The sequence below is a fragment of the Microbacterium sp. Bi128 genome (assembly GCF_918698205.1).
Window position 1 is genome coordinate 20,256 of sequence record NZ_CAKKMM010000009.1, and the last position, 11,885, is coordinate 32,140.

Sequence of the window (11,885 nt, forward strand, 5' to 3'; positions counted from 1 at the left end):
ATAATCGTTCTCAACATCAGCACCGAGGGAATGGCATCCCCGCCCCGCGAAGGGAGGGGATGCCGTCCGCTCACGCGCCGACGGGCGCCGGGACCGGCGCGGCGAAGGTGTGCACGCCCGCGGCGACCTCGAATTCGCGACCGTCGGGGAGACTGACGACGCCCGTCGCGCCGGTGGGCACGCGGACCTCGACGTGGAGCTGCTCGTCCTCGATGCGCCACGCGACCGCCGCACGTCCGTACGGGGTCTCGTGCTCGGCCGCCGCGTGGGTGAGCCCGCCACCCGGTCGCGGCGCGAAAGCGATGCGACGATAGCCGGGCTCCACCGGGGCGAGCCCCGCGACGGTGCGGTGGATCCAGTCCGCGACCGCGCCGAGGGCGAAGTGGTTGAACGAGGTCATGCCCCCGGGGTTGACCGTGCCGTCGGGCAGCAGGCTGTCCCACCGCTCCCACGTGGTCGTCCCGCCCGACAGCACCGTGTACATCCACGACGGGCATTCCTTCTCGAGCAGCAGGTCGTAGGCGACCTCGACGTGCCCGGAACGCGTCAGCGCGTCGGTGATGAGCGGCGTGCCGGCGAAGCCGGTGGCGATGCGGTTGCCGCCGGCGCGCACCAGCTCGGCGAGGCGTGCGCCCCAGACGTCGCGCTCGGCGACATCGGAGTACAGCTCGAACTCGATCGCCAGCGCGTACGCGGTCTGCGCGTCGCTGCTGAGCAGCCCCGAGGCCGTGACGTACTCCCCGCGGAAGGCCTCGCGGACCCCCGCGGCCAGGCGCGCGTACGTGGCGGCGTCCTCCGCCCGGCCGAGCACCTCGGCGGACTTCGCCAGGTGCAGGCTGGACCACGCGAAGTACGCCGTCGCCACGAGGTAGCGGTCGGTCGTGGCATCCGCGGGGTCGTGCGGAGGCGCGGCGGGGTCGAGCCAGTCACCGAGCTGGAAACCGGTGTTCCACAGTCGGGACGGGCCGGCCAGGCGCGCCACGAGGTCGACCCATTTGCGCGCCGAGTCGTACTGGTCGCGCAGGATCCGCGCGTCGCCGAACTGCCGGTAGAGGGTCCACGGCGTCAGGACCGCGACGTCGCCCCACGCGGCGCCCGGACGGATCGGCGTCCACTCCTCGCCGCCGGGGATGACGGGGACGTACCAGGGGACCGTTCCGTCGGGGAGCTGCTCGACGGCGACGTCGCGCAACCACGAGCGCAGCATCCCCGAGCAGTCGTACAGGAAGGATGCCGCCGGCGCGAAGACCTGCAGGTCACCGGTCCAGCCGAGGCGCTCGTCGCGCTGCGGGCAGTCCGTGGGGATGTCGACGAAGTTGTCGCGCATCGACCACCGCACGTTCTCGTGGAGGCGGTTCAGCAGCGGATCCGACGAGTCGAACCAGCCGGTGCGCTCCATGTCGGTGTGGTACACCCGGGCCACGATCGCGCCCGGCGCGACCTCGCCCGGCCACCCCGTGACCTCGGCGTACCGGAAGCCGTGGATCGTGAACCGCGGCTCCCACTCCTGCTCTTCGCCGTCCGCGACCAGCACATCGGTGGCCGCGGCCCCGCGCAGCGGTCGGGTGTAGAGCTCGCCGTCCTGCAGGACCTCGGCGTGCCGGAGCGTGATGACCTGCCCCTCGTCGGCCGCGACCCGCAGACGCAGACGCCCCGAGATGTTCTGGCCGAAGTCGAGGACCCACCCACCCGTCGCCGACCGCGTCACCGCGACCGGCTCGAGCTCTTCGGTGCAGCGCACCGGCGGCCCCTCGGGGGCGACGAGCGTGGAGTGGTCGACGGGGAGCAGGCGCGCGGGCGTCCAGTCTCCGGCGTCGGCGGCGGCCCAATCGGCCCGCTGCAGGCGTGCGTCGTAGTGCTCGCCCTCGTAGATGCCGGTGGTCAGGATGGGGCTCGGGGCCGCCTCCCACGCGTCGTCGGTGGCGACGACCGTCCGGGTGCCGTCGGCGTGCTCGATCTCGAGCTGAGCGATGAGGCCGATGTCGCTGCCGTAGAGGTTGGGGTACCCGCCGTGGAAGCCGAGACGCCCGCGGTACCAGCCGTCGGCGAGCCACGAGCCGATCGCGTTCGCTCCCGCACGGAGGTGCTCGGTCACGTCGTACGTGTAGTACCGCAAGCGTTCGCCGTAGACGGTCCAGCCGGGGGACAGCGCGTCGTCGCCGACCCGGCGGCCGTTGATCTCGACCTCGTACAGGCCGTGCGCCGAGACGTACAGGCGGGCGCGCGCGACGTCCGAGGCGACCTCGAACGACCGGCGGACACGCGGAGGACGCCGCAGCGACTCGGGCTCCTCGTCCCAGTCGGGACCGACCACACCGGCGATCCAGTCCTCGGCATCCAGGAGTCCCGCCTCGACACGTGCGGCCAGCGACCACTCGGATGCCGCGTCGCCCGCGCCGAAGAGCCGGACGCGCAGCGTCGCACGCTCACGCGACGCCAGCGGCGCGAAGGGCCAGTCGACGAGCACCGACTCGGCGCTCTGCACGACGCCGGAAGTCTCGACGCCGCGTTCCGTCACGATCTCGATCTCGTACGCGGTCTGCCGCCACCCCGCGGGGGCGTCGGTCTTCCACGACAGCCGCGGAGCGGCCACACCGATGCCGAGGGCATCGCGGAGGTGCTCGAACGTGAGGGGGGATACGTCAACGGTCATGCGGTGGTCGTCTCATCCTGCTGCGGGTGGATCATGGGCTTGAGGGCGGTGCGGTCTCCCCCGGGGAGGAGGAGCGCGGTGTGCACGTCGCCGAGCGCGTGCACGCTGGTCACGAGGCGGCGCAGATTCACTCGGCCGGTCGCCGCCAGCTCGATGGCATCCGGGTACTGGTGGGCGTAGCGGAACGTGCCGGTCAGGGCGATCTCGCGCGACTGGATCACGTCCAGCGGCAGCGTCACGTCACCGTCGGCGGACATGCCGACGAGCACCGCACGGCCGGCGGGGGCCAGGGCCGTGATCCCGGCGCGGATCGCCGACGACACCCCCGAGCACTCGATGAGCACCGTGGTGTCGGTGGGGAGCGGCTCGGTGAGCGGGTCGATGACCCGGGTGGCCCCGAGCTCGGTGGCGACGCTCCGCCGCTCGGCAGAGACGTCACTGACCCGCACCTCGGCACCCGCGGCACGCGCGACCTGGAGCACGAGCAGGCCGACGGGGCCCGCGCCGCTGACGAGCACACGGTCGCCGATCCCGACCGCCGCCTTCCGGACGGCCCACAGGGCGACCGCGAGCGGCTCGATGAGCGCGGCCTCGTCGTCGTCGAGGGCGTCGGGCACGTCGTGCGCGAAGTCGGAGGCGATCACGACGTGCGTCGCGAAAGCTCCGTCGATCGGCGGGGTCGCGAAGAAGCGCACACCGGGGCACAGGTTGTACCGACCGGCACGGCACTGCGCGCATCGTCCGCACGGGACGCCGGGCTCGAGGGCCACGCGGGCGCCGACACGGTCGCGCGAGACGTCCGCGCCGGCCTCGACGATGACACCGGATGCCTCGTGCCCGAGCACGAGCGGATCCTCGACGCGCGTGGAGCCGATACGCCCGTCGCGGTACCAGTGCACGTCGGAGCCGCAGATGCCGACGGCACGCACCTCGACGAGCACCTCGTGCGCGCCGAGGGTGGGCACGGGCCGCGTCTCGATCTCGGTCGTGTCGATCGCCGTCATCACGGCCGCGCGGATCGTCGCCGGGGCGGTCATCCCTTCACCGCGCCGCTGGCCAGGCCCGCCATGATGCGCTGGTTCAGCACGAGGTAGATGGCCAGGATGCCGAAGACGTTGATGCAGATGGCGGCGAAGAGCGGCCCGTACTGCGTCGCGCCGAACTGCCCCGTGAAGTTGAGCAATCCGACCTGCACCGTGCGCAACTGCGAGGAGTTGGTGAAGGTCAGGGCGATGAGCAGGTCGTTCCAGAAGAAGAAGAACTGCACGAGGCCGACCGTGACGATGGAGTTGCGCGCCATGGGCAGCGCGATCGAGAAGAAGGACCGGAAGATCGACGCGCCGTCCAGCGTCGAGGCCTCGAACACCTCGCGCGGGATCGCGCGGAAGTACGTCGCCATCATGAACACGGTGAGGGGCAGACCCGTCGCGGTGTACGTGATGATGAGCGGCCACAGCGAACCGGTGATCCCGGCCTGGAAGTAGACCGAGAACAACGGCAGCAGGATCATCTGACCGGGCACCATGATGCCCGCGAGGAACAGCAGCAGGATGCCGCTCCGCCCGCGGAAGACCATGACCTCGAGCACGAAGCCGGCGGCGACGCCGAGGAGCAGCATGAGGGCCAGGGCGGGGAACACCGCGACGATGCTGTTGCCGAGGTACTGGCCGATGTTGCCCGTGACCCACGCGTCGACGTAGTTCTGCAGGTTCAGCTCGCGGGGCAGCGCCCACGTGGGGGCGTTGAGGAATTCGTCCTGGCTCTTGAAGGAGTTCATCAGCAGCCACAGCAGAGGGAGCACCTCGATGGCGACCAGCAGGACGATCAGGACCGTGCCGGGGGTGCGGCGCAGGGCTCCGGCCCGCGGGGCGGGCTTGCGGCGCGCGCGGAGCCGGTCGGGGGACTGGGGAAGGGTGGCGGTGGACATGCGGGATCAGCCCTTCGTGACGTCGCGGCGAGACGACCGGAAGATGAAGACGGTCACGATCAGGCACAGGATCGTCAGCAGCAGCGCGATCGAGGCGCCGTAGCCGTATTCGCCGTAGCTGAACGAGGTCTGGAACATGTAGAGGGTCAACGGCGTCGTGGCCGTCCCCGGTCCGCCGTTGGTCAGGGCGACGATCGAGTCGAAGACCTTGAGCGTGCCGTTGATCGAGAAGATCACCGACGACAGCAGCACCGGCAGCGACAGCGGCAGCACGATGCTGCGGACCAGACGCCAGCCGTTCGCCCCGTCGAGCCGCGCCGATTCCATGATGTCGTCGGGGATGTCGAGCAGGCCCGTGTACAGCAGAACGGCGTAGAAGCCCATCGAGCGCCAGAGGTCCATGATCACCAGGACGACGATCGCGCTCACCGGGCTGCCGAACCAATCGACGGATGCCACCCCGAACACGTTCAACAGCGCGTTCACGGGCCCCGTCTGCGGCGCCACCTCGAACAGCTTCTGGAACATCAGGGCCACGGCGACCGTCGGGATGATGACGGGGAAGAAGACCAGGGTGCGCACGACGCTTCCGCGGTTGCGGAGCACGAAGACGTAGAACAGGGCGAGCAGGTACCCGAGCAGCACCTGGCCGACGGTGATGATCACGGCGTACAGCAGCGTGACCCGCAGCGCCTCGCCGACGCGGGGGTCCGTGAACAAGCGCGCCAGGTTGTCGGCCCCGACGAACTCGAACCCCGAGATCGCGTTGCCCTCGAAGAGCGTGTAGCCGAGCGACCACACCACCGGGATGAGCATGACGAGGGTGTAGACGATGAGTGCCGGGCCGAGCAGCAGCGCGATGGCGCGCGGATCGCCGAGGACTTTGTGCATGGGTCTTCCTTAGAGGTGGGGCGAGGGGTGGGGGCGGTGATGGCCGCCCCCACCCCCGGAGGATGCGTCAGCGCAGGTCGGCCTGCACGAGGCCCATGAAGTCCTGCGGCGAGATCGCACCGGTGATCAGCTGTGCGGCGTTCTTCTGGCTCGTCTCGGTGGCCTTGGCGCTGAAGAGCGCCTCGAACCACAGCACCGACTCCTGGGTGGACGAGATCCGATCCTGGACCAGCGCGGTCAGGTCGTCGACCTTGACGTCACCGTCGACCTTGAAGCCCGAGATCGTGGCGGCCTCGGAGAGCGACTCGGCACCGTAGTTGTTCGCGATGCAGGTCAGCCACTTGCCGGTGTTGTCGTTGTACGCCTTCGCCGACAGCGCCATCGGCAGACCGACGTTGGCCGGGGTCTGGCTCGAGTCGCCGGCGCCGCCGGTGACGTTCGGGAACGGCAGGAAGCCGATGTTCTCGGAGCCGATCTGGTTCGCGGACGCGTCGGCGAAGTTCGCCAGCGCCCAGCTGCCCATGTAGAAGAAGGCGGCCTTGCCGGTGAGGAAGGTGTTGAACGCGGTGTCGTAGTCGATCGAGCCGACGCCCTGACCGAAGTAGCCCGCGGTACCCAGGTCGGCGACCGCCTGGGCGGCGGCGACGTACTCGGGGTCGGTCAGCTTCGCCTCGCCGTCGGCGACCTTCTGCAGGGCGTCGGGACCGAGGTCGCGGAAGATGTATCCGCTGATGAGGCGGGTGAGGGGCCAGCCCTGCTCGCCCGAGGCCGCGAAGGGCTGGACGCCCGCGCCCTGCAGCTTCGCAGCGGCGGCGGTGAGCTCGTCCCACGACTCGGGCGCCTGGATGCCGTTGTCGCTGAGGAGCTTCTTGTTGTACCAGATGCCCTCGATGTTGTACTGGTACGGCAGGACGTTGAAGCCGCCGTAGAGCTGCTCGATGGTCGAGATCGCGGCGGGCTCGATCTTGTCGATGACACCGAGGTCGGTGAGGGTCTTGTTCAGGTCGAGCACCTGGCCGCCCTTGGCCAGTTCTTTGGTGAGCGCGGGCGCGTTGCCCGCGGCGTACTGCGTGGGGAGCGCGTTCTGGCCGGCCAGGAGCTGCAGCTTCTGGTCGAGCTGCGTCTGCGGCACGGTCTCGACCTGCAACGGCTGCGCCTCGTTCTCGGCCTTGCACTGGTCGGTGCTGAGGCTCGTGAGCAGCTCGGGGATCGTGGTGTTCTCCTGGTTGACCAGGAACGAGAACGACGACCCTCCGGCGGCGTTGCCGCCACCGGCGCATGCCGTGAGAGCCAGGACCGCGGCGGCACCGGTCGCGACGATCGCGGCGGCCCGACGTGAGCGCGTGAATGCTGTGGACACTTTTCCTCCTCGAAAACGCGCCTCGCTCATTGAAGCGCTTCAAGAGGATTATGCAAGGCCGTCACGACATCGTCAAGAACTTTTTGAAACGCTTCAGATTTCCCCGGCCACGGCTCGCGGGCGACCGACCGTGCTCTCCCTGATCACGAGCTCGGGCTGCAGCAACGTCGTGACGTGCTCATGCGCCGGCCCGTCCTCGATCTCGGCCATGAGCAGTCGCACCGCCTCCCGCCCCATGTCCAGACCCTGCATCTGCACCGAGGTCAGCGGGATCATCCCGCCCCACGCGGCCGAGTTGTGGTCGCATCCCATCACCGCCACATCGTGCGGCACCTCGATGCTCTGCGCGTTGAAGACCTGGATGATCGCCATGCCCAGCAGGTCGGTGACGGCGATGACCCCGTCGAGCCGGCCGGCGCGCACTTCTTCGGCCAGCTCCTCCCCCGCCCGCAGACCGCCGGGAGGATCGAGGTTCTCGGTCGGGACCTCTTGCAGCGACACGCGCCCACCCTCTTCGGCGACCGCGCGCCGCACACCCCGACGGCGCAGGGCCACGGGCTGCAGGTAGTCGCGTCCGCCGACGAACGCCAGCCGCGTCCGCCCGATGTCGATGAGGTGGCGCGCCGCCAGGTAGCCGACCTGCTCGTTGTCGACGAGCACTTGGCAGCAGTCGCCTTTGCCCGAGTCGTAGTTGAGGACGACGGTCGGGCGGCCGTGGCTGCGGATGCGGGCGACGTCGCCGCTGGCATCCTCCATCGGGGCGAGCAGGATGCCGCTGACCCGGGCCTCGTCGAAGAAATCGAGATCCGCCCGTTGCTGATCGGCGCGGTTGTCGCTGTTGGCCACGAGGACGTTCATGCCCAGCTCGGCTGCGAAGCGCTGAGCGCCACGCGCGATGTCGACGAAGAGCGAGTTGCTGATGTCGATGACGACGAGACCGATGCTGCTCGAGCGCCCCGCCGCCAGCTGCTGGGCGTTGGAATTGCGGACGAAGCCGAGCTCGGCGATCGCCCCCTGCACCTTCGCGAGGGTGGCCGGCGACACCTTCGCCGGGTGGTTGAGCACGTTCGAGACCGTCCCCAGAGCGACACCGGCGACCCGGGCGACGTCCGACATGCTCGGCGTCTGCTTCCCGTTCGGCACCCGCGCCCCCTTCGTCGACCCCGACCGTCTGTTTGGGATGCTACTGGATCGACGAGCGACTTTGATGCGCTTCAAAACGGAGCCCGCGGGCGCGCCTGCCCGGCCCGGGCGGATAACCTGGCATCGATGTCACGGGACGAGAACGCGCGCAGAAGACTGTCCCGGGGCACCCCGCAGGGCCCCGTCGTGCTCGTCCTGGCCCTCGCCGGCTTGTGCTCGTCGTTCATGTTCACCCTCGTGGTGCCCATTCAGTCGCAGCTGCCCCAGTTGCTGAACGCCTCGCGCGACGACACCGCCTGGGTCGTCACGTCGACCCTCCTCGCCGCTGCCGTCATCACCCCGATCGCGGGCCGCCTCGGCGACATGTACGGCAAGCGGCGGATCGTGCTGGCTCTGCTGGCCGTCCTCATGCTCGGCTCCGTGATCGCCGCTCTCTCTCCGGGCATCATCGGGTTGATCGTCGGTCGAGCCCTGCAGGGAGCAATCGTGGGCGTGGTGCCCCTCGGCATCTCGATCATGCGCGACGTGCTCCACGAGAACCGCGTCGACAGCGCGGTCGCGCTGATGAGCGCGACGCTGGGGGTCGGTGGCGCCCTCGGACTTCCGATCAGCGCTCTGGTGGCCGAGAACGCCGACTGGCACTGGCTGTTCTGGATCGCTGGCGGGCTGGGCGCGATCGTCTTCGCCCTCACCGCGTGGATCGTCCCGGTCAGCGTGCTGCGCACGGCCGGTCGATTCGACTACCTCGGTGCCGCCGGCCTCGCGGTCGGACTGATCGGTGTGCTGTTGGCCGTGTCGCGCGGCAACACCTGGGGCTGGACGTCGCCGCTCACCCTCGGACTGGCCGCCGGCGGCATCCTGATCCTGCTCGTCTGGGGCTGGTACGAACTGCGCATCGACAGCCCCCTGCTCGATCTCCGCGTGGCTGCCCGTCGCCCGGTGCTGCTGACCAACCTCGCGTCGATCGCGATGGGCTTCGCGCTGTTCGCCTCGAACGTCGCGTATCCGCAGATGCTCGAGCTGCCCGTCGCCACCGGTGTCGGCCTCGGCCTGTCGCTCTTGGCCGCGAGTCTCGTCGTGATGCCGTCGGGTCTGGTCATGATGGTCCTCTCGCCGCTCTCGGGAGCCCTGGCGCGCACGATCGGGCCACGTGTGCTGCTGGTCGCCGGCGCGGTGTCGCTCATCGTCGCCTACGGGTTCAGCCTGGTGTTCTCGACCGAGGTGTGGCACTTCGTCGTGGCCAACATCCTCATCGGCTTCGGCATCGGCTTCGGCTACGCCGCCATGCCCATGCTCATCATGCGGTCGGTTCCGCCAAGCGAGACCGGCGCGTCGAACGGGCTCAACGCCCTCGCTCGCTCGCTCGGGACGAGCACCGCCGCCGCGATCGTCGGGGTCGTCCTGGCCACGCTCTCGACCGGCGAGGGCGACACCCGGGTACCGACCGCGCAGGCCTTCAGCGTCTCGTTCGCGCTGGGCCTGGGCGCGGCCATCGTCGCGCTGGTCCTCGCGCTGCTGATCCCGACGCGCCGCAGCCCGATCGAGAAGCACCCGTCCCTGCCGGAGTGAGCCGACTCCGCCGCCGCTCCACGCGGAAGCGGCGCCACCCCGAAGGGCGACGCCGCTGAGATCTCGCGCGGATCAGCGCAGGATGCCGCCGAGGTCGAGCGCGCCGTCGACCACATCATCGACACCGGACGTGACGTCACCCACGACGTCATCCACCGAACCGGAGATGTCGTCCACCGAGGCGCCGTTGTCGCCCGTGGAGACGTCGGCGTCACCGGTGGAGACGTCCGCGTCACCGGTCGAGACGTCCGCGTCGTTGTCCGAGCCCACGGGGGCGTCGATCGGGGCCGCCACGTCGTTACCGGAGCCGACGTCGTTGCCCGAACCGATCGGCGCCGAGGTGTCGTTACCGGAACCGATGGGCGCCGTGGTGTCGTTGCCCGAGACGACCGGGGTCTGGTTGCCCGAGGCGACGTCGCCGTTGAGCGAGTCGCTGACGAGAGGACCCTGCACGAGGGGTCCGATGTTCGCGATGTCACCGACCGAGGTCTGGGGGCTGGCGGTGAAGTCGCCGCTCTCGATGAGGCCGCTCACCCAGGTGTAGAACGGGTCGGACGCGTCGACGAACTGCGTCGCGGTCGTCGAGGCATCCGTCGCGGTGACGTTGTCGTCGGCCGATGCCGGCAGCGCCAGTCCGGCGACGGCGAGAGCCGCCGCTCCGGTGCCGGCCGCAGCGATCATGCCGATTCGGGTCTTCGTGTTGTACGTACGCATCAGGTTTCCCTTTCCGTTTCCGTCTACGGCGCTTCCGCCGCATGTGGGGTCATCCGAAGACGGCCCGAGATCGGATGGGCGAGAACCCGACGGGATGCCGGAATGCGGCGCAGCGCGAGCGACGAGATCCGCGTCACGACGGCGATCGCGGGAAACCCTGGCAGAAACCTGGCAACGCCCGATCCGCGCCTCAGTCGAGCAGCAGCGCCGGCTCCTCCAGCACGGATGCCACGTCCGCGATGAACCGCGAGATGCCGTCACCGTCGACCACGCGGTGATCGAAAGAGCCCGACACCGTGGTCACCCAGCGGGGGCGCACCTCGCCGTCGACGACCCACGGCTTCTGCCGGATCGCGCCGAGGGCGATGATCCCGGCCTCGCCGGGGTTGATGATCGGGGTGCCGGCATCCACGCCGAAGACGCCGATGTTCGTGATCGTGAACGTGCCGCCGGTCTGATCGGCGGGGCTCGTCTTGCCCTCGCGGGCGGTCAGGGTGAGGTTCTCGAGCGCCTTGGCGAGCTCGCGCGTGTTCATCGCCTGTGCGTCCTTGATGTTCGGCACCAGCAGGCCGCGCGGGGTCGCCGCGGCGATGCCGAGGTTGACGTAGTGGCGCACGCGGATCTGCGCGCCGTCCTCGGTGTCGACCCACGCCGCGTTGATCATCGGCGTCCGGCGCAGCGCCCACATCACCGCGCGCGCCATGATCAGCAGCGGCGAGATCTTCACGTCGGCGAAGTCGGGCGACGCCTTGAGACGCTTGACGAGTTCCATCGTGCGCGACGCGTCGACGTCGACCCACACCGACACGTGCGGGGCCGAGTACGCGCTCGAGGTCATGGCGTTGGCGGTGGCCTTGCGGACGCCGCGGACGGGGATCGACTCCTCGCGCGCGTCGTCGACGGGCGCCGGGGCGGCCGGAGCCGGGACGGGGATCGTCTCCTCGCGCACGGCACCCCACTCGGGCGTCTCGATGTTGCGGAAGACGCTCGCCTGCTCGGCGTGCCTCACCACGTCATCGCGCGTGACCTCGCCGGCCTGACCGCTCGGGGTCACCGTCGCCAGGTCGACGCCGAGGTCGCGGGCGAGCTTGCGGATCGGGGGCTTGGCGACGACACCCACGGATGCCGTGACCGGGCGCTCCGCCGGCTTCCGCCGCCGCGACGACACCGCGCCGCCGGTGCCGTACCCGACCAGGACGGCGCCGCCCGGGTCGTCGGCCTCGGGGACCGTGGTCGGTGCCGCGGGCGCGGGGGGCGTGGCATCCACCGATCCGATCGTGATGATCGGGGCGCCGACCTCGACCGTAGCCCCCTCGGTCGCGAGCAACTCGCCCACGGTTCCGGAGAAGGGCGAGGGGAGTTCGACCAACGACTTGGCGGTCTCGATCTCGACGAGGACGTCGTTGACGGCCACCTCGTCGCCGGGCGCGACGCGCCACTGGACGATCTCGGCCTCGGTGAGTCCTTCACCGACGTCGGGGAGGACGAAAGTCTGCTCGGTCACGGTGTGTCCTTTGCTCGCGAGACAGCATCTCACTGACGAGACGGCGGCGGAATGCCGCTGTCTCGTCAGGGGGCTGCAGTCTCGCGGTCCACGGGGGCTTGGCGACGACACCCACGGATGCCGT

At 70.0% G+C, this 11,885-nt stretch carries 9 protein-coding genes; 1 reads left to right on the top strand and 8 read right to left on the bottom strand.

The genetic code is table 11. From position 1 onward, the window contains the following. Positions 1–70: 70 nt before the first annotated feature. The 6 genes from LQV45_RS01785 to LQV45_RS01810 form a co-directional block, all read right to left on the bottom strand. Positions 71–2,653, bottom strand: a complete 2,583-nt coding sequence (locus LQV45_RS01785; protein ID WP_230005459.1) for a glycoside hydrolase family 78 protein — start codon at positions 2,651–2,653, stop codon at positions 71–73. Continuing rightward, positions 2,650–3,690, bottom strand: coding sequence for an NAD(P)-dependent alcohol dehydrogenase (locus tag LQV45_RS01790; RefSeq protein WP_230005460.1), 1,041 nt, complete (start codon positions 3,688–3,690; stop codon positions 2,650–2,652). Before LQV45_RS01790 ends, LQV45_RS01785 begins: the two co-directional genes overlap by 4 nt. Beyond that, positions 3,687–4,580 (bottom strand): carbohydrate ABC transporter permease, encoded by an 894-nt coding sequence (locus LQV45_RS01795; RefSeq protein ID WP_230005461.1) that lies wholly within the window; start codon positions 4,578–4,580, stop codon positions 3,687–3,689. The genes LQV45_RS01790 and LQV45_RS01795 overlap by 4 nt, the downstream gene beginning before the upstream one ends. 6 nt (positions 4,581–4,586) lie before the next feature. Beyond that, the gene (locus LQV45_RS01800) at positions 4,587–5,471 is read right to left on the bottom strand and encodes a carbohydrate ABC transporter permease (protein ID WP_230005462.1); all 885 of its coding nucleotides are present in this window, start codon (positions 5,469–5,471) and stop codon (positions 4,587–4,589) included. Positions 5,472–5,538: 67 nt separating this feature from the next. Beyond that, a complete protein-coding gene (locus tag LQV45_RS01805; RefSeq protein WP_230005463.1) occupies positions 5,539–6,831 on the bottom strand; it encodes an ABC transporter substrate-binding protein in 1,293 nt (430 codons plus the stop codon). A 93-nt stretch (positions 6,832–6,924) separates the two neighbouring features. Then, positions 6,925–7,974: a LacI family DNA-binding transcriptional regulator gene (locus LQV45_RS01810; protein ID WP_230005464.1), complete on the bottom strand. Its 1,050-nt coding sequence runs from the start codon at positions 7,972–7,974 to the stop codon at positions 6,925–6,927. A gap of 126 nt (positions 7,975–8,100) precedes the next feature. Here LQV45_RS01810 and LQV45_RS01815 point away from each other — a divergent pair, with 126 nt between their 5' ends. Further along, positions 8,101–9,543 carry an MFS transporter gene (locus LQV45_RS01815; protein ID WP_230005465.1) on the top strand — a complete coding sequence of 481 codons (1,443 nt, stop codon included), beginning with the start codon at positions 8,101–8,103 and terminating at the stop codon, positions 9,541–9,543. 72 nt (positions 9,544–9,615) lie between these two features. Here the strand turns inward: LQV45_RS01815 and LQV45_RS01820 are convergent, their stop codons facing one another. Next, positions 9,616–10,257, bottom strand: a complete 642-nt coding sequence (locus LQV45_RS01820; protein ID WP_230005466.1) for a hypothetical protein — start codon at positions 10,255–10,257, stop codon at positions 9,616–9,618. Positions 10,258–10,447: 190 nt separating this feature from the next. Next, entirely contained in the window at positions 10,448–11,761 is a 1,314-nt protein-coding gene (locus LQV45_RS01825) for a dihydrolipoamide acetyltransferase family protein (protein WP_230005467.1), read from the bottom strand. Between the last annotated feature and the right edge of the window lie 124 nt (positions 11,762–11,885).

What these genes read in the sequence shown, in the direction of transcription:
- LQV45_RS01785 (WP_230005459.1), bottom strand. Translation starts at nt 2,653, where the DNA reads ATGACCGTTGACGTATCCCCCCTCACGTTCGAGCACCTCCGCGATGCC.
- LQV45_RS01790 (WP_230005460.1), bottom strand. Translation starts at nt 3,690, where the DNA reads ATGACCGCCCCGGCGACGATCCGCGCGGCCGTGATGACGGCGATCGAC.
- LQV45_RS01795 (WP_230005461.1), bottom strand. Translation starts at nt 4,580, where the DNA reads ATGTCCACCGCCACCCTTCCCCAGTCCCCCGACCGGCTCCGCGCGCGC.
- LQV45_RS01800 (WP_230005462.1), bottom strand. Translation starts at nt 5,471, where the DNA reads ATGCACAAAGTCCTCGGCGATCCGCGCGCCATCGCGCTGCTGCTCGGC.
- LQV45_RS01815 (WP_230005465.1), top strand. Translation starts at nt 8,101, where the DNA reads ATGTCACGGGACGAGAACGCGCGCAGAAGACTGTCCCGGGGCACCCCG.
- LQV45_RS01820 (WP_230005466.1), bottom strand. Translation starts at nt 10,257, where the DNA reads ATGCGTACGTACAACACGAAGACCCGAATCGGCATGATCGCTGCGGCC.